The 25,392-nt window shown below is 70.3% G+C and carries 26 protein-coding genes; 18 read left to right on the top strand and 8 right to left on the bottom strand.

What is annotated here, in order from left to right:
* The first annotated feature begins 147 nt into the window (after positions 1–147).
* The 7 genes from hemL to ccsB all read left to right on the top strand — a co-directional run bounded on the left by hemL (position 148) and on the right by ccsB (position 7,805).
* Positions 148–1,455, top strand: coding sequence for a glutamate-1-semialdehyde 2,1-aminomutase (gene hemL / locus ACIRD8_RS33625; protein ID WP_404000200.1), 1,308 nt, complete (start codon positions 148–150; stop codon positions 1,453–1,455).
* The gene (locus tag ACIRD8_RS33630; protein WP_124277526.1) at positions 1,452–2,141 is read left to right on the top strand and encodes a histidine phosphatase family protein; all 690 of its coding nucleotides are present in this window, start codon (positions 1,452–1,454) and stop codon (positions 2,139–2,141) included. The genes hemL and ACIRD8_RS33630 overlap by 4 nt, the downstream gene beginning before the upstream one ends.
* Before the next feature lie 174 nt (positions 2,142–2,315).
* Positions 2,316–3,572, top strand: a complete 1,257-nt coding sequence (locus ACIRD8_RS33635; RefSeq protein ID WP_404000202.1) for a hypothetical protein — start codon at positions 2,316–2,318, stop codon at positions 3,570–3,572.
* Positions 3,573–3,639: 67 nt separating this feature from the next.
* Positions 3,640–4,242 (top strand): TlpA family protein disulfide reductase, encoded by a 603-nt coding sequence (locus ACIRD8_RS33640; protein ID WP_404000205.1) that lies wholly within the window; start codon positions 3,640–3,642, stop codon positions 4,240–4,242.
* A complete protein-coding gene (locus tag ACIRD8_RS33645) occupies positions 4,239–5,012 on the top strand; it encodes a cytochrome c biogenesis CcdA family protein (RefSeq protein WP_404000208.1) in 774 nt (257 codons plus the stop codon). The genes ACIRD8_RS33640 and ACIRD8_RS33645 overlap by 4 nt, the downstream gene beginning before the upstream one ends.
* Before the next feature lie 4 nt (positions 5,013–5,016).
* On the top strand, positions 5,017–6,726 hold the full coding sequence (locus ACIRD8_RS33650; RefSeq protein ID WP_404000211.1) for a cytochrome c biogenesis protein ResB: 1,710 nt from the start codon (positions 5,017–5,019) through the stop codon (positions 6,724–6,726).
* Positions 6,723–7,805 carry a c-type cytochrome biogenesis protein CcsB gene (ccsB, locus tag ACIRD8_RS33655; RefSeq protein ID WP_404000214.1) on the top strand — a complete coding sequence of 361 codons (1,083 nt, stop codon included), beginning with the start codon at positions 6,723–6,725 and terminating at the stop codon, positions 7,803–7,805. The genes ACIRD8_RS33650 and ccsB overlap by 4 nt, the downstream gene beginning before the upstream one ends.
* Before the next feature lie 67 nt (positions 7,806–7,872).
* Here ccsB and ACIRD8_RS33660 read toward each other — a convergent pair whose 3' ends face one another.
* Positions 7,873–9,198, bottom strand: a complete 1,326-nt coding sequence (locus ACIRD8_RS33660) for an aldehyde dehydrogenase family protein (protein WP_404000216.1) — start codon at positions 9,196–9,198, stop codon at positions 7,873–7,875.
* Entirely contained in the window at positions 9,195–9,890 is a 696-nt protein-coding gene (locus ACIRD8_RS33665; RefSeq protein WP_404000219.1) for a type 1 glutamine amidotransferase domain-containing protein, read from the bottom strand. Before ACIRD8_RS33665 ends, ACIRD8_RS33660 begins: the two co-directional genes overlap by 4 nt.
* Before the next feature lie 176 nt (positions 9,891–10,066).
* Here ACIRD8_RS33665 and ACIRD8_RS33670 point away from each other — a divergent pair, with 176 nt between their 5' ends.
* The gene (locus tag ACIRD8_RS33670; RefSeq protein WP_404000222.1) at positions 10,067–10,507 is read left to right on the top strand and encodes a MarR family winged helix-turn-helix transcriptional regulator; all 441 of its coding nucleotides are present in this window, start codon (positions 10,067–10,069) and stop codon (positions 10,505–10,507) included.
* 37 nt (positions 10,508–10,544) lie between these two features.
* Here ACIRD8_RS33670 and ACIRD8_RS33675 read toward each other — a convergent pair whose 3' ends face one another.
* Positions 10,545–10,958: a PLD nuclease N-terminal domain-containing protein gene (locus ACIRD8_RS33675; protein ID WP_404000225.1), complete on the bottom strand. Its 414-nt coding sequence runs from the start codon at positions 10,956–10,958 to the stop codon at positions 10,545–10,547.
* An 88-nt stretch (positions 10,959–11,046) separates the two neighbouring features.
* On the opposite strand from ACIRD8_RS33675, the gene ACIRD8_RS33680 reads away from it, so the two are divergent.
* Both ACIRD8_RS33680 and mqnP read left to right on the top strand, forming a co-directional pair.
* Positions 11,047–12,504 (top strand): menaquinone biosynthesis decarboxylase, encoded by a 1,458-nt coding sequence (locus ACIRD8_RS33680; protein ID WP_404000228.1) that lies wholly within the window; start codon positions 11,047–11,049, stop codon positions 12,502–12,504.
* Entirely contained in the window at positions 12,501–13,406 is a 906-nt protein-coding gene (gene mqnP, locus ACIRD8_RS33685; protein WP_404000230.1) for a menaquinone biosynthesis prenyltransferase MqnP, read from the top strand. The genes ACIRD8_RS33680 and mqnP overlap by 4 nt, the downstream gene beginning before the upstream one ends.
* Here mqnP and ACIRD8_RS33690 read toward each other — a convergent pair.
* The gene (locus ACIRD8_RS33690; RefSeq protein WP_404000233.1) at positions 13,396–13,998 is read right to left on the bottom strand and encodes a rhomboid family intramembrane serine protease; all 603 of its coding nucleotides are present in this window, start codon (positions 13,996–13,998) and stop codon (positions 13,396–13,398) included. The genes mqnP and ACIRD8_RS33690 overlap by 11 nt on opposite strands.
* A gap of 113 nt (positions 13,999–14,111) precedes the next feature.
* Between ACIRD8_RS33690 and ACIRD8_RS33695 the strand changes: the two genes are divergently transcribed.
* A complete protein-coding gene (locus ACIRD8_RS33695; RefSeq protein ID WP_404000364.1) occupies positions 14,112–14,777 on the top strand; it encodes a UbiX family flavin prenyltransferase in 666 nt (221 codons plus the stop codon).
* A 10-nt stretch (positions 14,778–14,787) separates the two neighbouring features.
* On the opposite strand, the gene ACIRD8_RS33700 is transcribed toward ACIRD8_RS33695, so the two are convergent.
* A complete protein-coding gene (locus tag ACIRD8_RS33700) occupies positions 14,788–14,937 on the bottom strand; it encodes a hypothetical protein (protein WP_393758489.1) in 150 nt (49 codons plus the stop codon).
* Positions 14,938–15,059: 122 nt separating this feature from the next.
* On the opposite strand from ACIRD8_RS33700, the gene ACIRD8_RS33705 reads away from it, so the two are divergent.
* From ACIRD8_RS33705 to ACIRD8_RS33725, 5 genes are all read left to right on the top strand, one after another.
* A complete protein-coding gene (locus tag ACIRD8_RS33705; RefSeq protein ID WP_104786757.1) occupies positions 15,060–15,515 on the top strand; it encodes an Lrp/AsnC family transcriptional regulator in 456 nt (151 codons plus the stop codon).
* A gap of 91 nt (positions 15,516–15,606) precedes the next feature.
* Positions 15,607–16,770: an aminofutalosine synthase MqnE gene (mqnE, locus tag ACIRD8_RS33710; RefSeq protein WP_329038325.1), complete on the top strand. Its 1,164-nt coding sequence runs from the start codon at positions 15,607–15,609 to the stop codon at positions 16,768–16,770.
* Between the two features lie 151 nt (positions 16,771–16,921).
* A complete protein-coding gene (locus ACIRD8_RS33715; protein ID WP_404000237.1) occupies positions 16,922–17,452 on the top strand; it encodes a GNAT family N-acetyltransferase in 531 nt (176 codons plus the stop codon).
* A gap of 131 nt (positions 17,453–17,583) precedes the next feature.
* Positions 17,584–17,880 (top strand): DUF4229 domain-containing protein, encoded by a 297-nt coding sequence (locus tag ACIRD8_RS33720; protein ID WP_404000240.1) that lies wholly within the window; start codon positions 17,584–17,586, stop codon positions 17,878–17,880.
* A gap of 437 nt (positions 17,881–18,317) precedes the next feature.
* Complete coding sequence (locus ACIRD8_RS33725; protein ID WP_404000243.1) at positions 18,318–19,673, top strand: dicarboxylate/amino acid:cation symporter; 1,356 nt, start codon at positions 18,318–18,320, stop codon at positions 19,671–19,673.
* Between the two features lie 64 nt (positions 19,674–19,737).
* Here ACIRD8_RS33725 and ACIRD8_RS33730 read toward each other — a convergent pair whose 3' ends face one another.
* The gene (locus ACIRD8_RS33730) at positions 19,738–20,940 is read right to left on the bottom strand and encodes an alpha/beta hydrolase family protein (RefSeq protein ID WP_404000246.1); all 1,203 of its coding nucleotides are present in this window, start codon (positions 20,938–20,940) and stop codon (positions 19,738–19,740) included.
* Between the two features lie 234 nt (positions 20,941–21,174).
* Between ACIRD8_RS33730 and ACIRD8_RS33735 the strand changes: the two genes are divergently transcribed.
* Positions 21,175–21,795, top strand: a complete 621-nt coding sequence (locus ACIRD8_RS33735; protein WP_404000367.1) for a TetR/AcrR family transcriptional regulator — start codon at positions 21,175–21,177, stop codon at positions 21,793–21,795.
* Positions 21,796–21,806: 11 nt separating this feature from the next.
* Here ACIRD8_RS33735 and ACIRD8_RS33740 read toward each other — a convergent pair whose 3' ends face one another.
* Both ACIRD8_RS33740 and ACIRD8_RS33745 read right to left on the bottom strand, forming a co-directional pair.
* Positions 21,807–22,646, bottom strand: coding sequence for a MaoC family dehydratase (locus ACIRD8_RS33740; protein ID WP_404000248.1), 840 nt, complete (start codon positions 22,644–22,646; stop codon positions 21,807–21,809).
* A gap of 3 nt (positions 22,647–22,649) precedes the next feature.
* The gene (locus ACIRD8_RS33745) at positions 22,650–23,972 is read right to left on the bottom strand and encodes a 3-oxoacyl-ACP reductase (protein ID WP_404000251.1); all 1,323 of its coding nucleotides are present in this window, start codon (positions 23,970–23,972) and stop codon (positions 22,650–22,652) included.
* A gap of 74 nt (positions 23,973–24,046) precedes the next feature.
* Here ACIRD8_RS33745 and ACIRD8_RS33750 point away from each other — a divergent pair, with 74 nt between their 5' ends.
* Positions 24,047–25,324: an acetyl-CoA C-acetyltransferase gene (locus ACIRD8_RS33750; RefSeq protein ID WP_404000370.1), complete on the top strand. Its 1,278-nt coding sequence runs from the start codon at positions 24,047–24,049 to the stop codon at positions 25,322–25,324.
* Positions 25,325–25,392: the final 68 nt, after the last annotated feature.

Below are 25,392 nucleotides of genomic sequence, written 5' to 3' on the forward strand. Positions count from 1 at the left end.
CCTATGACGCCCCAGTTTCGCAGACGCGAGGAGACTGACGCCCTTTCGTTGTACGAGCCTCATACGGGGAGAGCGCGCTCCCTGCTCACCGGCGGCCGGGAATTCCGGCCGGCCCCCCCGAACTCCGAATCGCAGATCAGGACCAAAGTGGCGTATTCATACGAAGCCCCAGTTTCGCAGACGCTTTTCGACCGTGCGTCCCTCGTGACGCCCGGCGGCGTGAACTCCCCCGTGCGTGCCTTCCGGGCCGTGGGCGGTACGCCCCGGTTCATGGTGTCCGGTACGGGTCCGTACCTCACCGACGCCGACGGCCGTGAGTACGTCGACCTCGTGTGTTCGTGGGGGCCGATGATCCTCGGCCACGCGCACCCCGAGGTCATCGCGGCCGTCCAGGACGCGGTGGCCCGGGGTACCTCGTTCGGTACGCCGGGTGAGGGTGAGGTCGCGCTCGCCGAGGAGATCGTGGCCCGGATCGAGCCCGTGGAGCAGGTGCGGCTCGTGTCGTCCGGCACCGAGGCGACCATGTCCGCGATCCGGCTCGCCCGTGGATTCACGGGGCGCGCCAAGGTCGTGAAGTTCGCCGGGTGCTACCACGGGCACGTCGACGCGCTGCTGGCCGCGGCCGGCTCCGGGGTCGCCACCTTCGGTCTGCCCGACACGCCCGGCGTGACCGGCGCCCAGGCCGGCGACACGATCGTGCTGCCGTACAACGACCTGGAGGCCGTGCGCGCCGTGTTCGCCGCGCAGCCGGGTGAGATCGCCTGCGTGATCACCGAGGCGTCGCCGGGCAACATGGGCGTCGTGCCGCCGCTGGACGGTTTCAACGCCGGCCTGAAGGAGATCTGCGCGGCCGACGGCGCGCTGTACATCTCCGACGAGGTGATGACCGGCTTCCGTACGTCCAAGGCCGGCTGGTACGGCATCGACGGGGTGCGGCCCGACCTGATGACCTTCGGCAAGGTCATGGGCGGCGGCTTCCCGGCCGCGGCCTTCGGTGGCCGCGCCGACGTCATGGCGCACCTGGCCCCCGCCGGCCCGGTCTACCAGGCGGGCACCCTCTCCGGGAACCCGGTCGCCACCGCCGCCGGCCTCGCCCAGCTGCGGCTGCTGGACGACGCGGCGTACGCCAAGGTCGACGCGGTCTCCGCGGAGCTGCGCTCCCTGGTCGGCGAGGCGTTCACCAAGGAGGGCGTCGCGCACACGGTGTCGGCGGCGAGCAACATGTTCTCCGTCTTCTTCACCGACGAGCCCGTCCGTGACTACGAGGACGCGAAGAAGCAGGAAGCTTTCCGCTTCACCGCGTTCTTCCACTCGATGCTGGAGCAGGGCGTGTACCTGCCGCCGTCCGCCTTCGAGTCCTGGTTCGTCTCCACCTCCCACGACGAGCGGGCGATCGAGCGGATCGCCGCCGCGCTGCCCGCCGCCGCCCGTGCCGCATCGGAGGCCACCGCATGAGCGGGAACAGTGCGAAGGACATCACCGTCGTCCACCTGATGCGCCACGGTGAGGTGCACAACCCGGACGGCGTGCTCTACGGGCGCCGCGCCGGCTACAGCCTGTCCGACCTCGGCCGCCGGATGGCCGACCGGGTCGCCGAGCACCTGGAGAAGCGCGACATCACGTACGTCGTGGCCTCCCCGCTGGAGCGCGCCCAGGAGACCGCCACGCCGATCGCCAAGTCGCACAGCGTGGACCTGGCCACCGACGGGCGTCTCATCGAGGCCGCCAACGTCTTCGAGGGCAAGACCTTCGGGGTCGGCGACGGAGCGCTGCGCAAGCCGGAGAACTGGAAGCACCTCACCAACCCGTTCAAGCCGTCCTGGGGTGAGCCGTACATCGAGCAGGTCGTACGGATGATGGGCGCCCTGGACGCGGCGCGCGACGCCGCCCGGGGGCACGAGGCGGTCTGCGTCAGCCACCAGCTGCCGATCTGGATCGTGCGGAGCTTCGTGGAGCGGCGCCGGCTGTGGCACGACCCGCGCAAGCGGCAGTGCACCCTGGCCTCGCTGACGACCTTCACCTACCAGGGCGACGAGATCGTGTCCGTCGGGTACACCGAGCCCGCCCGGGACCTGGTGCCGGCGCACCTCCTCGCGGGGGCGAAGCCGGTCAAGGGGAAGTCCAAGGCGTTCGGGGCGTAGCGGCCTCCGCGCCCCGGGCCGCCCGTCGTTCTGTGGGCCGTGTGCAGCCCCTGTAAGGGCGTGTTCACGTAACAACTTTTGTGATTATCGGTGGAACCGTCGTGTTGGTTTCCTCATCTAAGCCATCGCCAGTTTGTATGGCCTTGAGGTAATACGACCGCAGATGGGGACGCTATGCGTGAAATCAACCGAAGGGGCCTGCTCGGGGCCGGTCTCGGAGCCGCAGCCGCACTGTCGATGACCGGCTGCGGCTCCCTCGGCTCTTCGGACAGTGGCAGGCCGGATCCCGAGAAGGGTTCCAAGGGCGGTAATGGGGCGCACGGGAATGGCGGAGGGCCTCCCAAGAAACAGACCAGGCTGATCGGTGACGGCTCCACGGCGGACACCGGAAAGCAGCCGAATCAGCCCGCCGCCCCCGTTCCGCTCGAACCCGGCCAGACGCCGCCGCAGTTCGTGATCTTCTCCTGGGACGGGGCGGGCGAGGTCGGCAACGGACTCTTCCCACGCTTTCTCGAACTCGCCGGGGAACACGACGCGGCGATGACCTTCTTCCTCTCCGGGCTCTATGTGCTGCCCGAGTCGAAGAAGTCCCTCTATCGCCCGCCCAACAACCCCCGCGGCGCCTCCGACATCGGCTATCTCAGCGACGACCACGTCAAGCAGACCCTGAAGTACGTCCGCCAGGCCTGGCTCGACGGGCACGAGATCGGCACGCATTTCAACGGCCATTTCTGCGGCGGTTCCGGATCGGTCGGCAACTGGTCGCCGGAGCAATGGCAGAGCGAGATCGACCAGGCGGTGTCGTTCGTCACCGAATGGAAGACCAACACCGGATGGGACGACGTCGAACCGCTGCCGTTCGACTACCGGAAGGAACTGGTCGGGGGCCGTACGCCCTGTCTGCTCGGCCAGGACAATCTCCTCCCCACCGCGAAGCAGCTGGGCTGGCGTTACGACGCGAGCTCGCCGGGCGGCACCCAGATGTGGCCCGAGAAGCGCCAGGACGTCTGGGACCTTCCGCTCCAGGGCATTCCGTTCCCCGGCCACACCTTCGAAGTCCTCTCCATGGACTACAACATCCTCGCCAACCAGTCGAAGAATTCGACCAACGGCATGCCGTCGCGCTATCCGGGGTGGCGCACCCAGGCCACCGACGCGTATATCGCCGGATTCGACCGCGCCTACGGGACGAACCGCGCGCCGTTCTACATCGGCAACCACTTCGAGGAGTGGAACGGCGGCATCTATATGGACGCCGTGGAGGAAGCGCTCAAACACATCGCGGGGAAGCCGGACGTGCGCCTCGTCTCCTTCCGGCAGTTCGTCGACTGGCTCGACGTACAGGACCCGGCGGTGCTCGCGAAGCTCCGTACGCTCCAGGTGGGACAGGCTCCCGAGGGTGGCTGGAACACCTTCTTTAAACAGGCTTGACAAGGGGCTTTACGGGCACCGAGGGGGGTGCCCAAGATCCCCGGAACTGCCATGCGAAACTTTTCACATGAGCTCTGGCCGCGCACCCCGACGCCGCTCCGCCCTGCTGGCCGCCACGGCCATGGCCGGTGTCCTGCTCCTGTCCGCATGCAGTGGCGGCACCAAGGCCGGCGGCGGCGGCAACACGAACTTCGTCACCGGCAGCGGGGGGATCTCCACCGTCGCCAAGGGTGACCGCACGGACGCGCCGGAGCTCGACGGCACCACCCTGGACGGCAAGGACCTGTCCCTCGCCGACTACAGGGGCAAGGTCGTCGTCCTGAACTTCTGGGGCTCCTGGTGCGGCCCCTGCCGTGCCGAGGCCAAGCACTTCGAGAAGGTGGCGAAGGCGACCGAGGACCAGGGTGTCCAGTTCGTCGGCGTCAACACCCGGGACCCCCAGAAGTCCCTCGCGCTCAGCTTCGAGCAGGACTTCGGAGTCACCTACCCGAGCATCTACGACCCGACCGGGAAGCTGCTCCTGCGCTTCCCCAAGGGCACGCTGAACCCGCAGGCCATCCCGTCGACCGTGGTCATCGACCGGGACGGGAAGCTCGCCGCCCGTTCGCTCGCCGCGCTCGACGCGGAGAAGCTGCGGAAGATGATCGACCCGCTGGTCGCGGAGAAGTGACTCCGGTGCTCGAACTGGCCGCGGTCACCGGCGGAAACGAGACGGTCTTCAGCGGAGCCCTGATAGTGGCGCTGCCCATCGCCCTGCTCGGCGGTCTCGTCTCCTTCTTCTCGCCGTGCGTCCTGCCGCTGGTGCCCGGCTACCTCAGCTACGTCACCGGCGTCAGCGGCGCCGATCTGGCCGAGCGCCGGCGCGGCAGGACCGTCGCCGGGGCCTCGCTCTTCGTGCTCGGCTTCACCGCCGTGTTCGTCTCCGGGGGCGCGCTCTTCGGCTTCTTCGGCTCGACGCTCCAGGAGTACAGCGGGACGCTCTCCAAGGTCCTCGGCGTGCTGATGATCCTCATGGGCATTTTCTTCATGGGCCTCATGCCCTGGATGACGCAGCGTGAGTTCCGCATCCACAAGCGGCCGGTGACCGGTCTTGCGGGAGCACCCCTGCTCGGCGCCCTCTTCGGGATCGGCTGGACGCCGTGCCTCGGCCCGACGCTGGCCTCCGTCAACACACTCGCGTTCGAGCAGGCCACGGCCGGCCGGGGAGCGGTGCTGTCCGTCGCGTACTGTCTCGGACTCGGCGTCCCCTTCGTCCTGGCGGCGGTCGCCTTCCGCCGGGCACTCGGCGCGTTCGGCTGGGTCAAGCGCCACTACGCGTGGGTCATGCGGATCGGCGGCGGCATGATGATCGTGACCGGAGTACTCCTGCTGACGGGCGCGTGGGACGCGCTCATCCAGGAGATGCAGGTCTGGTCCAACGGCTTCACTGTGGGGATCTGAGTCCATGAGCAACACGAACACCACGGACGAGCGCGACCTCGGCCGGGCCGGGGAGCAGCTCTCCACCGCCCCGCGCGAGGAGTCCGCCTCCTCCGTACCGGCGATGGGCGTCATCGCCTGGGCCCGCTGGTTCTGGCGGCAGCTCACCTCGATGCGGGTCGCGCTGATCCTGCTCTTCCTGCTGTCGCTCGGCGCCGTACCCGGTTCGCTGATCCCGCAGAACAGTGTGGACGAACTGAAGGTGCAGACCTTCAAGGAAGCCCACACCACGGTCACGCCGGTCTACGAGAAGCTGCAGTTCTTCGACGTCTACAGCTCGGTGTGGTTCTCCGCGATCTACATCCTGCTGTTCGTCTCGCTGATCGGCTGCATCGTCCCGCGTACCGGACAGTTCGTCGGCCAGCTGCGCGGCCGCCCGCCCGGCGCCCCGAAGAGGCTGACCCGGCTGCCCGCGTACACCACCTGGCGCACCGACGCCGAGCCCGAGCAGGTCCGTGAGGCCGCGCTCGCCCTCCTGCGCAAGCGGCGCTTCCGCTCGCACACGGCCGGTGACGCGGTGGCCGCCGAGAAGGGCTACCTGCGCGAGACCGGAAACCTGCTGTTCCACATCGCGCTGATCGTCATGCTGGTCGCGTTCGCCGGCGGGCAGCTCTTCAAGTCCGAGGGCGGCAAGCTCATCGTCGAGGGCGACGGCTTCGCCAACACGATCACCCAGTACGACGACTTCAAGTCCGGCTCGCTCTTCGACAACGACGACCTCACCCCCTTCAGCTTCGACCTCCAGGACTTCGTCGGTACGTACGAGCGCAGCGGCCCCCAGCGCGGCACGCCCCGGACCTACGAGGCCCGGATCACGTACGCCGAGGGTGCGGACGGGGAGGTGAAGAAGAAGGTCATCGAGGTCAACAAGCCGCTCGTCGTCGACGGCACGAAGGTCTACCTCAACGCCCACGGCTACGCCCCGGTCCTCTCGGTCAAGGACGGCTCGGGCAAGGAGGTCTACAAGAGCGCCGTACCCCTGCTGCCCATCGACAACAACGTCACCTCGACCGGTGCCGTCAAGGTGATGGACGGCTACAAGGACAAGAACGGCGTGAAGACCCAGCTGGGTTTCCAGGCCTTCTTCGTCCCCACGTTCGCCGGTGACGGCCAGGGCACGATGTTCTCGCAGTACCCCGGCCTCGACTACCCGGTCCTCGCGCTCAACGGCTACTACGGCAGCCTCGGCGTCGACTCCGGACTGCCGCAGAACGTGTACCAGCTCGACACGTCCAAGATGAAGGAATTCAAGGACAGCAACGGGGACAAGCTGAAGAAGCGGCTGCGCCCCGGCGAGACCATGAAGCTCCCCGACGGCGCGGGTTCGATCACCTTCGAGGGCGTCGAGGAGTGGGCCAGCTTCCAGATCTCGCGCCAGCCCGCCAGCGGCTGGGCGCTCACCGGAGCCGTCGCCGCCATCTTCGGGCTCGCCGGATCGCTCTTCATCCAGCGCCGCCGGGTATGGGTGCGGGCCGTACGGGGAACGGACGGCGTCACCGTCGTCGAGATGGCGGGCCTGGGACGGAGCGAGTCCGCGAAGCTGCCCGAGGAGCTGGGCGATCTCGCGGTCGCGCTCCACACCGTGGCCCCCACCGCGTCCGATCCCCAAGCACCGGACCCCGAACCCGAGACCGAACAACCTTCCGAAGAACCTGCCGAAGGGGCTGAGAAGTGAATCTCGCCGCCGCAACCAACGAGAACCTGGCACATACCAGCAATGTGCTGATCTATTCGTCGATGGCCGTCTACACCCTGGCCTTCTTCGCGCACATCGCCGAGTGGACCTTCGGCAGCCGCAGCAAGGTCGGCCGCACGGCCGCCGCGCTGAAGCAGGACACGGCCCCGGCCGGTTCCTCGGTGAAGGTGCAGGTCGCGCAGCAGGGCTCCACCGCCGTGCTGGACCGCCCCAAGATCGTCACGCGCTCCGCCGCCGGGACCCGTGACGTCCCGGACGGTCCCGGGGCTGCGGGCGGCACCTTCAAGGGTGACCTGTGGGGCCGGATCGCGGTCTCCCTGACCGTCGTCGCCTTCGCCGTCCAGGCGGGCGGCGTCGTCGCGCGCGCCCTGTCGGTGCAGCGGGCCCCCTGGGGCAACATGTACGAGTTCTCGATCACCTTCTCCACGGTGGCCGTCGGCGCGTACCTGATCCTGCTGGCGCTGCGGAAGAACGTCCGCTGGATCGGTCTGCTGCTGGTCACCACGGTCCTGCTGGACCTCGGCATCGCCACGACCACGCTGTACACCGACAGCGACCAGCTGGTGCCCGCGCTCCACTCCTACTGGCTGTGGATCCACGTCTCCACCGCCATCATCTGCGGCGCGGTCTTCTACCTCGGCGCCGTCGGCACGCTGCTCTACCTGTTCCGCGACAGCTACGAGAACAAGATCGCGAACGGCGGCACGCCCGGGAAGTTCGCCTCGTCCGTCCTGGAGCGGCTGCCTGCCGCGAAGAGCCTGGACACCTTCTCGTACCGCATCAACGCCGCGGTCTTCCCGCTGTGGACGTTCACGATCATCGCGGGCGCGATCTGGGCGGGCGACGCCTGGGGCCGCTACTGGGGCTGGGACCCCAAGGAGGTCTGGTCCTTCATCACGTGGGTCGCGTACGCCGCCTACCTGCACGCCCGCGCGACGGCCGGCTGGAAGGGCCGCAAGGCCGCTTACCTGGCGCTCGTCGCCTTCGGCTGCTGGCTCTTCAACTACTACGGCGTGAACATCTTCGTCACCGGCAAGCACTCCTACGCCGGGGTCTGACCGGAACACCCGCGTACGACGGGAGGGCGCGACCAGCCGTGGTCGCGCCCTCCCGTCGTACGTGCGGTCAGCCCAGCGGGGTGTCCAGGACCGCCTTGCGGTGGCTGAACGTCTCCAGGGAGTACCGGCCGTGGTAGCTGCCCATGCCGCTCTCGCCGACCCCGCCGAACGGCAGGTCCGAGACGGTCAGATGGGCCAGCGGCAGGCCGATGCCGACCCCGCCCGACGAGGTCTCGGCCAGCAGCCGTTCCCGTACGCCGGGGGACTCCGTGAACGCGTACAGGGCCAGCGGCTTGTCCCGGTCGTTGATGAAGCCGATGGCCTCGTCGAGACCGTCCACCGTGAGGATCGGCAGCACCGGGCCGAAGATCTCCTCCCGCATCACGGGGGAGTCCGGGGCGACATCGGCCAGCACGGTCGGGGCGATGTACTTCGTGTCCCGGTCGTGGGCGCCGCCCGTCACCGTCCGGCCGGAGTCCAGGAGGCCGACCAGCCGGTCGAAGTGGCGCTCGTTGACGATCCGGCCGTACTCCGGACTGGTGGAGGCGTCCGGTCCGAACAGCCCCTCCACCGCTGCCGCGAGCGCGTCCGCCAGGGCCGGCGCGGTCTCGGGGTCGGTCAGGACGTAGTCGGGGGCGACGCACGTCTGGCCGGTGTTGAGGAACTTCCCGGAGGCCAGCCGGGCGGCCACCGTCTTCAGGTCCGTGCCGCGGTCGACGAACACGGGCGACTTGCCGCCCAGTTCGAGCGTCACCGGGGTGAGGTGCTCGGCCGCGGCGGCCATCACGATGCGGCCGACGGCGCCGTTGCCCGTGTAGAAGATGTGGTCGAAGCGCTCGGCGAGCAGCGCTGTGGTCTCGGGGATCCCGCCCTCCACCACGGTCAGCGTGTCGGTGTCCAGATACTCCGGCAGCAGCCGGGCCAGGGCGGCGGAGGTGGCGGGCGCCAGCTCGCTGGGCTTCGCGACGACGGTGTTGCCCGCGGCCAGCGCCCCGGCGACCGGCGCGAGCAGGAGCTGCACCGGGTAGTTCCAGGGCGCGATGACCAGGACGACGCCGAGCGGGTCCTGCACGGTGTGGGCGGTGGCCCCGGCGAGGACGGCCGGTACGGGGGCGGGCTCGGGCTCCAGCCAGCCCGCCAGGCGCTCCAGGGTGTGGTCGATCTCGCGGACCGTGAAGTCGATCTCGGTCCGGTAGGCCTCCTTGCGGCTCTTGCCGAGGTCGGCGTGGAGGGCCTCGGCCAGTTCGTCGCCGCGCTCGGTGAGCAGGGCGCGCAGGCGCGTCAGCCGGTCCGTGCGCCAGGCCAGGTCCCTGGTGCGGCCGGTGCGGAAGGCGGCGCGGAGCCGGGCGACGACCTCGGCCGGGGTCTCCCGCACGGACTCGGCGGCGCTCACAGGGCCGCCACGATCTCGCGGGCCAGCTGCTCGGAGGAGGCGGGGTTCTGGCCGGTGTGCAGGGTGCGGTCGTGCACGGTGTGCACCGCCCACGGGTCGGCGGCGGTGTAGTCGGCGCCGAGCTCGACGAGGCGGTTCTCCAGCAGCCAGGGCGCCTTGTCGGCCAGGCCGGCCTGGGTCTCCTCGGCGTTGCTGAAGCCCGTCATGCGGTACCCGGCGAACGGCCAGCTGCCGTCCTCGCGGCGGGCGGGCAGCAGGGCAGCGGGGGCGTGGCACAGCACGGCGACGTGGGTGCCGGAGTCCAGGGCCGTGGTGAGCAGCCGGCCGGACGCCTCGTCGACGGCCAGGTCCTCCATGGGGCCGTGGCCGCCGGGGTAGAAGACGACGTCGTACGAGGTGGGCACCACGTCCTCCAGCCGGGCGGGGATGCGGAGCGTCTCGTCGATGGCGGCGAGGTACGAGGCCACGGCGTCGGCCTGTTCCTGGCCCCCGTTGCTCTCGGCGGTGAGGCTGACGCTGTCCACGGTGGGGGCGACCCCGCCGGGGGTGGCGACGGCGATGTCGAAGCCGGCCTGGCTGAAGACGCGGTGCGGGGCCGCGAGTTCCTCGGCCCAGAAGCCGGTGGGGTGGGTGGTGCCGTCGTTGAGGGTCCAGTGGTCGGCACCGGTGAGGACGAAGAGTACGGAGGGCATGGGGGGTGCTCCCTACGAGACGCGAGGCGTGAGACGCGTGGAACTTGAAGCTTGATATGCTCAAGCATTACCCTTCATGTAACGGGTCAAAGTTGAGCATGTCAAATGAATGCGGGTGCGTGGCGGACAGGGCCCGGGCCTCGGGACCACGCGCACCGATCGAAGGATGGCCGACCATGACGACGGAACCGGCACCCCGCGCCGTCCCTACTCCGGACGAACTGCTGGAACCCCTCGCAGTCGTCGTCCGTGGCCACCACGACGACCTCACCGCCGTCGCCGGCCGCCACGGCCTCAGCACCTCGCAGGCCCGGGCGCTGATCGCCCTCAACGAACCCATGCCCATGAGCGCGCTCGCCAGTCATCTGGTGTGCGACGCGTCCAACGCGACCGGACTCATCGGCCGCATGGAGGCCCGCGGCCTGGTGACGCGCACCCCGGCGCCCGGCGACCGCCGCTCCAAGGTGGCCGCCCGCACGGCGGAGGGCACCGAGCTGGCACACCGGATCCGCGCGGAGATGCGCGTGGTGCACGGCGCGCTGGAGGCCCTCACCCCCGAGGAGCGCACCGCCCTGCTGCCCCTGCTCGAACGGCTGGGGCGCCTGCTGTCCTCATGAACTCCCTGAACTCATGAACTCATGAGCTCATGGCCCGTCAGGTGGTGGGCGGGGTCGGGTCCTCGGGGCCGGAGCCGCTCTCGCGGCGCTTCAGCTCCTCCTCGCGGCGGCGCAGGTCGGCCTCCCGCTCGGCGAGGCGCGCCTCGCTGTCCTGCCTGTCGCCGTCCTTCTTGTCGCCGTCCTTGAGCGACTTCAGGAAGTCCGGGTTGTCGTCGGGCGCCACCCACGTCGAGCGGCGTCCGCGGGAGGGCGCGAGGCCCCCGGCGGGCGCGTGGCGCACCTTGCCCGCGGCCAGCCAGACGATCGGTCCGACGATCCAGAACAGCAGGATGATGAAGACCCAGGCGATCTTCGGCAGGTGCTTCGCCTCGTCCTCCGGGGTGTTCAGGCAGTCGATGAACGCGAAGATCGTCAGCGCCAGCGGCAGGATGTAGATCAGGGCCCTGAGCATCGTGGAGATCCCCCGAGGTGAGGTGACGGGGCGCACGGACCGCCCCCGGTGATGGGCCCAGGGTAGCGGGTGTCCGATACTGGGCCTTATGGCTTACGACGATCTTCGCTCCCTGCTCCGGGCTCTGGAGCGCGAGGGCGATCTCAAGCGCATCAAGGCCGAGGTCGACCCGTATCTGGAGGTCGGCGAGATCGTCGACCGGGTGAACAAGGCGGGCGGCCCCGCGCTGCTCTTCGAGAACGTCAAGGGGGCGTCCATGCCCCTGGCCATGAATGTCTTCGGGACCGACCGGCGGCTGCTCAAGGCCCTCGGGCTGAAGTCCTACGCCGAGATCAGCGACAAGATCGGCGGCCTCCTCAAGCCGGAGCTGCCGCAGGGCTTCGTCGGGATCCGGGAGGCGTTCGGGAAGCTCGGCGCGGTGACCCACCTGCCGCCGAAGAAGGTGAAGCCCGACAACGCCCCCGTCCAGGAAGTCGTCCTGACCGGCGACGACGTGGACCTGGAGCAGCTGCCCGCGCTCTTCACCTGGCCCGAGGACGGCGGCTCCTTCTTCAACCTCGGCCTCACCCACACCAAGGACCCCGAGACGGGCATCCGCAACCTCGGGCTCTACCGGCTGCAGCGCCACGACAAGCGCACCATCGGGATGCACTGGCAGATCCACAAGGACAGCCGCAACCACTACCAGGTGGCCGCCAGGCGCGGTGAGAAGCTGCCCGTCGCCATCGCGTTCGGGGCGCCGCCGGCGGTCACGTACGCCTCCACGGCACCGCTGCCCGGGGACATCGACGAGTACCTCTTCGCCGGCTTCGTCCAGGGCAAGCGGATCGAGATGGTCGACTGCAAGACCGTCCCGCTCCAGGTCCCGGCGCAGGCCGAGGTCGTCATCGAGGGGTGGCTGGAGCCGGGCGAGATGCTGCCCGAGGGGCCCTTCGGCGACCACACCGGCTTCTACACCCCGCAGGAGCCCTTCCCCGCGCTGAAGATCGACTGCGTGACGATGCGGAAGCGTCCGCTGCTCCAGTCGATCGTCGTGGGCCGGCCGCCCACCGAGGACGGTCCGCTGGGGCGGGCCACCGAGCGGTTCTTCCTGCCCCTGCTCAAGATCATCATTCCGGACATCGTGGACTACCACCTGCCGGAGGCGGGCGGTTTCCACAACTGTGCGATCGTGTCGATCGACAAGAAGTACCCCAAGCACGCCCAGAAGGTGATGAGTGCCGTCTGGGGGGCGCACATGATGTCGCTGACCAAGCTGATCGTCGTCGTGGACGCCGACTGCGATGTCCACGACCTCCACGAGGTGGCCTGGCGGGCGCTCGGCAACACCGACTACGCCCGTGACCTGCTGCTCACCGAGGGCCCGGTCGACCATCTCGACCACGCCTCCTACCAGCAGTTCTGGGGCGGCAAGGCCGGGATCGACGCGACCCGGAAGCTGCCCGAGGAGGGGTACACCCGGGACGGGGGCTGGCCGGCCATGGTCGAGTCCGACCCGGATACGGCGGCGACGGTCGACCGCCGCTGGAAGGAGTACGGCCTGTGAGTGCCTCCGCCGCCGCGGTGCCCCAGCCGCGCAGCAAGCCCCGCGCGTTCCTGCGGCTGGTGATGATCGAGCACTCGGTCTTCGCGCTGCCCTTCGCCTACATCGCCGCGCTGACCGCGATGTTCCAGCTGGACGGCACGTTCCACTGGGGCACGCTGCTGCTCGTGACCATCGCGATGGTCGGGCTGCGTACGTTCGCGATGGCCGCCAACCGGATCATCGACCGGGAGATCGACGCCCGTAATCCGCGTACGGAGGGCCGGGAGCTGGTGACCGGCGCGGTCACGGTGAAGTCCGCCTGGACCGGTGCGCTCGTGGCCCTCGTGTTCTTCCTGGGCGCCGCGGCGCTGCTGAACCCCCTCTGTCTGGCGCTGGCGCCGGTGGCCGTCGTGCCGATGGTCGTCTATCCGTACGGCAAGCGGTTCACGAACTTCCCCCACGCGATCCTGGGCCTCGCCCAGGCCATCGGGCCGGTCGGCGCCTGGCTGGCGGTGACCGGGAGCTGGTCGTGGGACGCGGTGATCCTGGGGCTGGCCGTCGGCATCTGGATCGGCGGCTTCGACCTGATCTTCGCCTGCCAGGACGTGCGGGCCGACCGGGCCCACGGTGTGCTCTCCTTCCCCGCGCGCTTCGGGATCCCGGCCGCGCTGTGGGGGGCCAGGGTCTGCCACGTGGTGACGACCGGGCTGCTGGTGTGGTTCGGCCTGGCGACCGACGCGGAGATCTTCTACTGGATCGGCATGGTGATCGTCGCCGTCGCCTTCGTGTACGAGCACCGGGTCGTGCGGCCGCACGACCTGTCCCGGCTGAACCGGGCCTTCTTCTCGGTCAACGGCTTCATCGGCATCGCGCTCTTCGCCTGCGCACTGCTCGACCTGCTGGTCCGCGGCCTCACACCGTGACGTAGCCCTGCCCCTGCGGGCGGCGGGGGCGGCGGAAGAAGAACGCCGCCGCCACCCCGCCCATGAGGCCGAAGAGATGGCCCTGCCAGCTGATGCCGGAGTCCGTCGGCAGCACGCCCCAGAGCAGGGAGCCGTAGACCGCGGCGATGATCACGCCTATGACGATGTCCAGCGGGCGCCGGTCCACGAAGCCGCGGACCAGCAGATAGCCGAAGAGGCCGAAGACCACGCCGGACGCGCCGAGCGTCACCGTGTTCGGCGGTGCGGTGAGCCAGACGCCGAGGCCGGCCGTCACGATCACGACGAGGACCACGGCGGCGAACCTGCGTATCCCGCCGAGCGCGGCGATGAAGCCGAGGACCAGCAGCGGGACGCTGTTGGACGCCACGTGCTCCCAGCCGCTGTGCAGGAACGCCGACGGCACGATGTCGGCCAGCTCGGCGGGCTCGCGCGGGCTGACGCCGTAGCTGTCGAGGGCGTTGTCCGTCGCCATGTCGATGCCTTCGAGCAGCCACAGGAGCGCGATCCAGGCGAGCATGACCGCGCCGGCCGTGACGGCCCGTGCGGTGGCGGTCGTCCGTGTGCCCGTCATGGTCACCCCCTGTCCATGGCTGTTCCCTCATCCGGTGCAACGTCCGGAGCCCCTGGCTCAGTTCCTGGAGCGGGGTGCCGGATAGGCTCGGCGGTGTGACAGCCAGGACTTCGATGACTCAGCAGGAACGCAGGCCTTGGATTGTCGGGGTGTCGGGCGCATCGGGCACGCCCTTCGCGGCCTCGGTGCTGCGCGGACTGCTGGCCGCCGGGGAGAGCGTCGATCTGGTGGTCAGCCGCGCCTCGCGGCTGACGCTCCTGGACGAGACGGGGATCGCCTTCCGCGACGCCCACTGGCAGGAGGACCTGGCGAGCTGGCTGGCGCGGGGCGCGGACGGGAAGCCGGACACCTTCCGGCCGGACATCGGCGGCGTACGCCACTGGGCGGCGGGCGACCTGGCGGCCGGGCCGTCCTCGGGGTCGTACCCGGCGAAGGGGATGCTGATCGTCCCGGCATCGACGGCGTGCGTGGCCGGGGTGGCGCTCGGGCTGTCGAAGGATCTGCTCCAGCGGGCCGCGAGCGTGACGCTCAAGGAGCGGCGGAAGCTGGTGGTCGCCGTGCGCGAGACGCCGCTCAGCGGTCAGACGCTGAAGCAGATGGTCGCGCTCGACGAGGCGGGCGCCGTGGTGCTGCCCGCCTCTCCGGCGTTCTACGCGGGCGCGACGCACATCCAGGACCTGGTGGACTTCGTCGCCGGGCGGGTGCTGGACGCGGCGGGGGTGCCGCACCAGCTGTACCGCAGGTGGGAGGGGGAGCTCGGTGGCGCCTCCCGGGGCTGAACCGGTGGGGTCAGCGCTTCTTCCTGCCGATGCGCGGGGCGCGGGCGCGGTCGACGCGGTGGGCGGCGGCGGGCTGGTGGGCACGCGAGCGGTTGGCCAGGTCCTGCAGCTCGCGCATCCGGGCGTAGGCCATCTCGATCGAGTACACGGTGAAGTTCACTCCTGAAGATTCGAAAGCGTTTCTTGGATGATGGAAAAGATTTACAGGGCCTGACCCCTGTTGTGCCTTAGATTCTACACGTAAACTCGCGGTACTGCTGAACAATGGAAGGTTTCAGTCACATGGACGCGGTGGACAGGCAGCTCATCCAGGCCCTCAGAGAGAACGGCAGGGCCTCGTATGCCGAGCTGGGACGGCTCGTAGGGCTCAGCGGGCCCAGCGTCACCGACCGCATCAACCGGCTGGAAACCGCCGGTGTCATCACCGGATACCGCGCGACCGTCGACGCGGCGTCGCTGGGGCTCGGTGTCACCGCGCTGATCGGCATCTCCCTCTCCGACGCCGCCGACCACGAGGACGTCGCGCACCGGCTGAAGGACCTCGCCGAGATCGAGGACTGCTGGTTCATCGCGGGCGACGACTCGTTCATGCTCAAGGTCCGGGTCGGCGACGTGGACGGGCTGGAGAAGACCATCAGGCGGCTCAGCGGCACCCGGGGGGTCTCGCGGACGCGCACGACGGTCGTCCTCTCCACCAAGTGGGAGAACAGGGTCGGGGAGCTCCCCGAGGAGGAGTGACGCGAGCGGCAGTGGGGGTGCCTCCGCCCGGAGGGCGGGGGAGTACCGTGGGCTGCCGGAACGACTGCACGGAGACATGGGAGGGGCACTGGTGGACGCGGGACTCAAGCGCGAGCTGGAGGAGAAGGTCCGGGCCGGCGAGCGGCTGACCCGCGAGGACGGGATCGCGCTCTACGAGTCCGACGACCTCGCATGGCTCGGCGGGCTGGCCCACGAGGTGCGCACGAGGAAGAACGGCGACGTCGTCCACTTCAACGTCAACCGTCACCTCAACATGACCAACGTGTGCACCGCGTCCTGCGCGTACTGCTCGTTCCAGCGCAAGCCGGGCGAGAAGGACGCGTACACGATGCGCATCGAGGAGGCCGTCCGGCTCGCGAAGGCGATGCAGGGCGAGAACCTCACCGAGCTGCACATCGTCAACGGGCTGCACCCCACCCTGCCGTGGCGCTACTACCCGCGCTCGCTCAGCGCGCTGAAGGAAGCCCTGCCGGAGGTGGCGCTCAAGGCGTTCACGGCGACGGAGATCCACCACTTCGAGACGATCTCGGGCCTCTCGGCCTCCGAGATCCTCGACGAGCTGATCGACGCCGGTCTGGAGTCGCTGACCGGCGGCGGCGCGGAGATCTTCGACTGGGAGGTCCGCCAGCACATCGTCGACCACAACACCCACTGGGAGGACTGGTCGCGCATCCACCGTCTCGCGCACGAGAAGGGTCTCAAGACCCCGGCGACGATGCTGTACGGGCACATCGAGGAGCCCCGTCACCGCGTCGACCACGTGCTGCGGCTGCGGGAGATGCAGGACGAGACCGGCGGCTTCCAGGTCTTCATCCCGCTGCGCTACCAGCACGACTTCGTGGACATGAAGGACGGCAAGGTCCGCAACACCCTCCAGGCGCGTACGTCGATGGCGACCGGTGCCGAGGCGCTCAAGACCTTCGCCGTCTCGCGGCTGCTCTTCGACAACGTCCCGCACGTCAAGGTCTTCTGGGTGATGCACGGCGTGCAGACCGCGCAGCTCGCGCTCCAGCACGGCGCCGACGACATGGACGGCTCGGTCGTCGAGTACAAGATCACGCATGACGCCGACGACTACGGCACGCCGAACAAGCTCGGCCGCGAGGACCTGCTGGACCTCATCCGCGACGCCGGCTTCCGGCCGGTGGAGCGCAACACCCGGTACGAGATCCTGCGCGAGTACCCGGGCCCGGACGCCGACCGCCGCGAGACGCCGCAGCCGATGCGCGTCTGAGGCCTTACGCCCGCCCGACGCCCCGCGCCCGTCGCGGGTGCCCCGGGTGCCCCGCTGTCCGAAAGCCCCGGCCTGCCGTCCCCCGGCCGGGGCTTTCTCGCGTGGTGGACGCAAGTTGAAGCACGCATTCCGTAATGGCTAATCTGCGGATATGGCACTTACATTCGAGGTGGATCCCGCATTCGACCGCGAGCTGCGGGACGGCATCACCGCGCTCTGGGTCGATGTCAGCAACGCGGGCGGGGCCGTCGGCTTCGTGCCGCCCGTCACCGGCGACGAGGTCAGGCCCGAGCTGGTCAAGCACCTCGCCGGGATGGCCGAGGGCCGCACCCACCTGGTCGTCGGCCGCGACGAGGACGGCGCCGTGGCCGCCACCGCCTTCCTCACCCACAACACCCACCGGCTCATGCGGCACTGGATCGGCGCCTACACGGTGATGGTGCACCCGCGCCACCAGGGCAGGGGCTTCGGGCGGGCGCTGATGGAGGCCACGGCCGACGCCGCGCTGGAGCTCGACGGCATCGACGCCATCCGGCTCACCTGCCGCGGCGGCACCGGGGCCGACCGCTTCTACTCCTCCTGCGGATACAAGGAGGTGGGCCGGGTCCCGAACGCCATCCGGGTCGCCGAGGACGACTACCGTGACGACGTGATCATGCTGCTCCCGCTCTTCCGCCGGTGACGCCGGGGAGGGGTGCCGGGCGCGCCTGGGACAACCCTGCGAACTGATCGAATTCGGGGCATGCTTCACTGGTCGGGCAGGACCCAGACTGCACGACCGCAGGAACGTCGGACGTAGAGAGAAGGCCAGCCGTGTCCGCTGCCAAGCCGAGCGCAACGATCCGGTACACCGCCATGCGCCTGCTGATTTTCGTCGGCTGCTTCTTCATCGCCGGTGTGGCCGTCCACTTCGGCGTGCTCCCCTCCGGTGTCGGCGGGTCCAACGTCGTCTGGGTCATCCTCCTCGGCCTGCTGCTCTCCGCGCCCCTCAGCTTCATACTGCTGCGGAAGCAGCGCGACGAGATGTCCGAGCAGATCATCACGAAGGTCGACCGGACCAAGGCCAGGCTCGAGGCCAACCGCACCCGCGAGGACAGCGTCACCCTGTAGGCGCCGCGTAAGGTTCCTCACACCCCGCACCCCGTACGCACGAAGCCCCGGACCGGAGCAGTCGCTCCAGTGCCGGGGTTTCCGTGTGTCCGGGGCGGATCCGGAGCGGGTCCGGAGTGGCTCTGGATCGGGTCCGGAGTGGGTCCGTCAAAAATGATCAAGAAGCGTACCTTTGAGGTTCTCAAAGTTGCAGTGTTAACGTATTCGACATGATTACTGCAGTGCGCACCCATCACGCCCTGGGCGTCCCGCTCGTGGTGCGCCTGCATGTCGATCTCTGCCGCTGTATGTCCGCGGTCTGTTGCCGCAACGTCTGAACCGGCATCATGCAGCGGCGCCGCCCCTGACGCGGGCGCCGCACCCCCGTCCCCCTGTTCGACCGCACGACCGTACGTCTGTCCCCGTACGTCCCGATGCGTCACATCTGGAGTGTGTCCGTGTCCGCGAATTCCGCGCCCACCGCAGAGACCGAAGCCGGTAAGCCGTCCGGTTCCGGCTTCCGCCTGCCCAGCATCCCCTTCTGGGTACAGATAGTCGCCGGTCTCGTCCTCGGTGTCCTGCTCGGCTGGATCACCCGCAGCTACGAGATCGCCTGGCTCTACACCACGCTCGACAAGGTCGGCCACATCTTCGTCCAGCTGCTGAAGCTGGCCGTCGCGCCCCTCGTCTTCTTCGCGATCCTGGTGTCGATCACCAACCTGCGGAAGGTCAACAACGCCGCCAGGCTGGCCACCCGCACCCTGCTCTGGTTCATGATCACCTCGCTGATCGCGGTCGCCATCGGCCTCGCGATCGGCCTGATCACCAACCCGGGCTCCGGCACCGGCCTCACCCCGAAGGACGGCGCCAAGCCGGAGCACGCCGGCTCCTGGCTCGACTTCCTCACCGGCATCATCCCGGAGAACGTCATCGCGCCGTTCACCGAGCTGAACGTCCTGCAGATCGTCTTCATGGCCGCCGTCGCCGGTATCGCCGCGCTCCAGCTCGGTGAGAAGGCCAAGCCGATCCTCACCCTCAGCGAGTCGATCCTGGAGCTCCTCCAGAAGGCCCTGTGGTGGGTCATCCGCCTCGCCCCGATCGGCACCGTCGGCCTCATCGGCTACGCCATCGCCGACTACGGCTGGGACCTGATCGGCAAGTACGCCACGTTCACCGCCGACGTCTACATCGGCTGCGCCCTGGTGATGTTCGGCGTCTACCCGCTGCTGCTCGCCACGGTCGCCAAGGTCAGCCCGATCCAGTTCTTCAAGGGCGCCTGGCCCGCGATCCAGCTGGCCTTCGTCTCCCGCTCCTCGGTCGGCACCATGCCGGTCACCCAGAAGGTCACCGAGCGCCTCGGCGTCCCGAAGGAGTACGCCTCCTTCGCCGTCCCGTTCGGCGCCACGACCAAGATGGACGGCTGCGCTGCGATCTACCCGGCGCTGGCCGCGATCTTCATCGCGCAGATCTTCGACGTCCAGCTGGGCATCGGTGACTACATCCTGATCGCGTTCGTCTCGGTCATCGGCTCGGCGGCCACCGCCGGCCTCACCGGCGCCACGGTCATGCTGACCCTCACCCTGTCGACGCTGGGCCTCCCGCTGGAGGGCGTGGGCCTGCTGCTCGCCATCGACCCGATCCTGGACATGATGCGCACCGCCACGAACGTGGCGGGCCAGGCGCTGGTCCCGGTGATCGTCTCGGCCCGCGAGAAGATCCTCGACCACGACGCGTACAACTCGGCGTCGGCCTCCCCGGTCGAGGAGCCCGAGGTGCGCGACGCGGAGCCGAAGGGCGTCCCCGTCACGGTGTGACACCCCCGCATGCACAGGAGCGCCCCCGGACCCCGTGTCCGGGGGCGCTCCTGTGCGCGGGGTGTCAGGGGTGCTGGAAGACGACCTCGGGGTTGCCCGGCGCGGGGCCGTCCAGCAGGTGCTGGTGGCGGCCGCGCAGGTGCTGGTCGAGGAAGGCGGCCACGTAGCCCCGGGTGATCTGCATCGAGCGGGTGCCGGAGAGCGGGGCCTCGGGGTCCACGGGCAGACCCAGCTGTTCGGCGAGTCCCGGGAGGTCCGTGAAGGTGAAGTGGCCCGAGCCCTTGACGGTCAGCCAGCGCTTCCAGCCGTCCAGGTTCTGCCAGCCCTCGGCCCAGGACGTGTCGAGGCTGCCGGGGTGGTGGCCGGTATCGGTTCCGAGCATCAGGAACGGGCGTCCGCCGATGCCCGAGGGGGGAAGCGGCTCGAAGAAGGTGCCGTCCATGTTGATCCCGGCGTCGACGCGTGGGTCGGCGAGCATCGTGGAGGCAGCGGCGCTGCCGCCGATGGAGTGGCCCACGGCGGCGACCCGGCGCCGGTCGATCATGCGGGAGTCCGCCCAGGCGGGGCGGGGGCCGGTCAGCCGGTCGAGCACGAAGGAGAGGTCGGCGGCCCGGCCGGTGGAGACGGCCCTCAGCACGGCCCGCTCGGCCTCCTCGTCCGGTGCGGCGTCAGCCACGTCGCAGGCCGCGCAGGTGAGGACCCGGCCGCCGGGGAAGGCGGTCCCGGTGGACTCGTAGGCGTGGTCGACGCTCGCCACGACGTAGCCGCGGCTCGCCAGGTCCTCCGCGAGGGAGGTCAAGGTGGCGCGGGGCGTGCCGAAGCCGGGGGAGAGCAGCACCAGGGGGAACCGGCCCCGGGCGGCGACCGCGCCCGTACGGGCATGGGTGGAGGTGGCGCTGACGACGGAGGCGGGCACGATGCCGTCCAGCCCGCGCCCCACCAGCATCAGCCGGGCCTCCTCGGTGCTCATGTACGGCGCGCGAGCGCTTCCGCTGCCGACGCGGGCCGGGTAGTGCACCGACACCATCAGCTCGCGGTCCCCGGCCTCCGGCACCCAGGGGTCGGCGCGGCTGTGGTCGGTGAGGTGCAGGACCTCCGTGCCGACGGCGTACGGGCCGGTCGGGCGGGGCAGTTCGGTCGTGGCGGCGGGTGCGGCCTGCGAGGGTGCGGGGCCGGACAATGCCTGGGCGGTGGCGGCGGGCGCGGCCAGCAGGAGTAAGGCCGACAGCGCGGCGACGGCCGTCCGTCTGCGGAGTCTCATCGTCATGCCAGGGACAGTAGGCGGCGGAATCGGACGGAAGCATCGGCCCGAGGGTTGATCCCAGGGGGGACCTGAGTCGTACGTGGTGCACCCCAGGGATGGTGGACGACTACCGGCCATCGTGGCCGGGCCGCTCCCGTTCCGTACGACGGCGGACAGGGGCGCGCCGTACTCTTACCGAGGAGTAGCGCAGAGGGGGCGGGAGGGATGTCTGACGTGAGTGCAGTGAAGAGCAAACGGATGCCGCGCGCGGTGCGCGAGCAGCAGATGATGGACGCGGCCGTGCGGACCTTCGGGCAGCGCGGATACCGGGCCGCCTCGATGGACGAGATCGCGGAACTGGCCGGTGTGTCGAAGCCCTTGGTCTATCTGTATCTGAATTCCAAGGAGGAGCTCTTCACCGCGTGCATTCGCCGCGAGGCAAAAGCGCTGGTGGAAGCTGTGCAGGCGGCGGTGGAGCCGGGGATTCCGGCTGACCGGCAACTATGGGCGGGGCTGCGGGCGTTCTTCACGCACACCGCGGAGAACCCGGACGGCTGGGCGGTGCTGCACCAGCAGGCGAGCTCGCACGGGGAGCCGTTCGTCAGCGAGGTCGGGGCGCTGCGCAAGGAGATCGTTGCGTTCGTGACGGGTCTGATCGGTGCGGCGGCACGTGAGGCGCACAGCGATCCGGCGCTGCCCGACCGGGATGTGGCGGGGCTCGCGCAGGCGCTGGTGGGGGCGGCGGAGGCGCTCGCCGGGTGGGCGAACGTCACCCCCGGCGTCTCGGCCAAGGAGGCCGCCTCCACCCTGATGAACTTCTCGTGGGCGGGCCTGGAGAACCTGATGCACGGGCGCGGCTGGCAGGCCCGGGGGGACTGAGCCGGAGCCGCTCAGCCCTCCCGGGTCATGCTGCCGGTGAGGTGGACGCGGCTGCCGCCGCGCACCTGGAAGGCGGCGCCGTCCGCGGCGTAGGTGACGGTGGAGGGCAGCAGGACGGGCGCCTTGAAGTCGGCCCGTACGGACCGGATCCGGCCGGGTCCGTCGGTGGCGGCCCCGCTGCCGGCCTCCGCCAGACAGCGGGCGACGGTCCACATGCCGTGCGCGATGTGGCGGGGGAAGCCGAAGAGCCGTGCCGTCACGGGGTGGAGGTGGATGGGGTTCCGGTCGCCCGAAGCGGACCCGTACCGCCGTCCGAGGTCGGCGGGCAGCCGCCATTCGGCCACGGCGGGCAGCTCGGGCGGCGGGGTCGGAGAGGGGGCCGAGGCGGTCCGCTCTCCGGTCGCGTGCCGGGACAGATACCCGCTGCGTGATTCCCATACGAGCTCGCCCGCGCGCCGCGCCTCGGTCACCATCGTGACCTCGGTGCCGCGCCGGTGGGCCGTCATCCCATCGGCGTACACGGTGAGTTCGAGCTCGTCCGCCGGGTGCAGCGCCCGGTGGCCGGTGATCTCGATCCAGGTGTGCACCAGGCCCAGCACCGGCAGCGGGAAGTCGCGGCCCGTCATCAGCCGCATGGCCAGGGGGAAGCCCAGGACGTGCGGGTAGGTGAGCGGCAGGGTGTCCGGCCCGGCGAAGCCGCAGATCCTGTTGTACGCGGCGAGGGGGCCGGGGGCGGCGCGGCCGGCCGGGAGCACCTCACGGGTGGCGGGCAGGGTGGCGCCGGGGCGTCCGGCCCGCTTGAACGGTGAGGTGACGGCTCCGCGGACGAGGGACAGGCTCAGGGCGGTCATCGCTCACGCCCCCAGCAGGCTCTGGCCGCAGACCCGGACGACCTGGCCGTTGACGGCGCCGGACGCGGGCTGGGCGAACCAGGCGGTGGTCTCGGCGACGTCGACCGGAAGGCCGCCCTGGGAAAGGGAGTTCATCCGGCGGCCGGCCTCGCGGATGAAGAGCGGCACGGCGGCGGTCATCTTCGTCTCGATGAACCCGGGGGCCACGGCGTTGACGGTGATGCCGTGCTCGGCGGCGGCGCGCGGGGCCAGGGAGCGGACCAGGCCGATGATGCCCGCCTTGCTGGCCGCGTAGTTGGTCTGGCCGTTGTTGCCCGCGATCCCGGCGATGGACGCGGTGGCGACGATCCGGCCGCCGCGGCGCAGGGTGCCCGACCCGATGAGGGCGTCCGTGGTGCGCAGGACGCTGTCGAGGTTGACGTCGATGACCGAGGCCCAGCGGTCGGCCGGCATGTTGGCGAGCCGGCGGTCCCGGGTGATGCCCGCGTTGTGGACGAGGACGTCGAGGCCGTCGGGGACGGCGGCGGCGATCAGCTCGGCGGCGTCGGGCGCCGTGATGTCCAGCGGCAGGGCGGTGGCGCCGAGGCGGTCCGCGGTGCGGACGAGCTCCTCCTGGGCCTGCGGGACGTCCAGGCAGATGACCCGGGCGCCGTCCCTGGCGAGGACGGAGGCGACGGCCGCGCCGATGCCGCGGGCCGAGCCGGTGACCAGGGCGGTGCGCCCGGTCAGCGGCGCCGCCCAGTCGGCGACCTCGCCGGGTGCGTCGGTGGTGAGTTCGACGACCTGGCCGCTGATGTAGGCGGAGCGGGGGGAGAGCAGGAAGCGCAGGGTGGACTCCGCCGAGCCGGCGTCCGCCCCGGGGGCGAGCCGCAGCAGCTGCGCGGTGGCGCCCCGGCCGATCTCCTTGCCGAGCGAGCGTACGAACCCTTCGAGGGCCTGCTGGGCGGCCGCCTGGTGGTGGTCGTCGGGGGACGGAGTGGTGCCGAGGACGACGACGCGGCCGCCGCCGGCCAGCGACCGTACGACGGGGTGGAGCGCCGCGTGTACGTCGGCGAGCCCGGCGGCCGTGGTGACGCCGGTGGCGTCCAGGACGACGGCGGCCGGGCGCTCGGCCCGGTCGGTGACCTTCAGGCCGGTCGCGGCGAGCACCGGGCCGAGCGTGGCCTGGTGGGCGGAGCTGCCCGCGGTGAGGTGGAGCAACGGCCCGTCGAGGGACGGGGTTTCCAGGGTCCAGCGGCGCAGGGGCGCGGGCTGGGGCAGGCCGAGCCTGCGGGTCAGGAAGCGGCCGGATGCCGTGCCGGTGAAGTGCAGATAGCGGTCGGCCATTGTCTGGACTCCTGCTCGGTCGTAGATTTACTCCTGAGTAAGGTTACTCAAGGGTCAGGAGTTGTCGAGATGAGCTGGTCGAGTTGATTCCCCTCGCACTTCCGCAGCCGCGCAGGGTCGCGGTCATCGGTGGCAGTCGTATTCCGTTCGCACGCTCCGACGGCCCGTACGCACGGGCGTCCAACCAGGACATGCTGACCGCCGCGCTGGACGGGCTCGTCGAGCGCTTCGGTCTTCAGGGGCAGCAGGTCGGGGAGTTCGTCGCCGGCGCGGTCCTCAAGCACAGCCGGGACTTCAATCTGGCCCGCGAGACCGTCCTGGGCTCCGCACTTGACCCGCGCACACCGGCGTACGACATCCAGCAGGCGTGCGGCACCGGGCTCCAGGCCGTCATCGCCGCGGCCAACAAGATCGCGCTCGGCGCGGTCGACTCGGCGATCGCGGGCGGCGCGGACACCACGAGCGACGCGCCCCTCGGCGTCAACGACAAGCTGCGCAGGATCCTGCTGGAGGCGCGCCGCGCCAGGTCGACGGGGGCCAGGCTGAAGGCGCTGGCCGCCGTCCGCCCCGGCCACCTCGTCCCGGACATCCCGCGCAACTCCGAGCCCCGCACCGGCCTCTCGATGGGCGAGCACGCCGCGCTCACCGCCCGGAAGTGGGGAGTGGCCCGCGCGGACCAGGACCTGCTGGCCGCCACCAGCCACCAGCGGCTGGCAGCGGCGTACGAACGCGGCTTCCTTGACGACCTCGTCGTCCCCTACCTCGGCCTGGACCGGGACCAGAACCTGCGCCCCGGCTCCACGGTGGAGAAACTCGCCACGCTGAAGCCGGTGTTCGGCGCGGACCACCCCGACGCGACGATGACGGCGGGCAATTCGACACCGCTCACCGACGGCGCGGCCACCGTGCTGCTGGCGAGCGAGGAGTGGGCCGAGGCGCACGGCCTGGAGCCGCTGGCCTACCTGTCGCTGTACGAGACGGCCGCCGTGGACTACGTGAACGGCGAGGACGGGCTGCTGATGGCGCCCGCGTACGCCGTGCCCCGCATGCTGGAGCGCGCCGGGCTGACCGTCGGGGACTTCGACCTCTTCGAGATCCACGAGGCCTTCGCCTCCCAGGTGCTCGCCACCCTGGCGTCCTGGGAGAAGCAGGGGCTCGCACCCGTCGACAGGGACCGGCTGAATGTGGTCGGATCATCCCTCGCCACCGGTCACCCCTTCGCCGCGACGGGCGCCCGGATCGTGGCGACCCTGGCCAAGCTCCTCGCGGAGCGGGACGCGCCCGGCCGGGGCCTGATCTCGGTCTGCGCCGCGGGCGGCCAGGGGGTCACCGCCATTCTCGAACGCCCCTGACCGCAGCCGGAATCCGCCCGCAGCCGGTACGGGCCCCACCCGCGGCCCGTACCGCACCCCCGCCCATC

Source organism: Streptomyces sp. NPDC102451 (assembly GCF_044765485.1).
GTDB lineage: Bacteria > Actinomycetota > Actinomycetes > Streptomycetales > Streptomycetaceae > Streptomyces.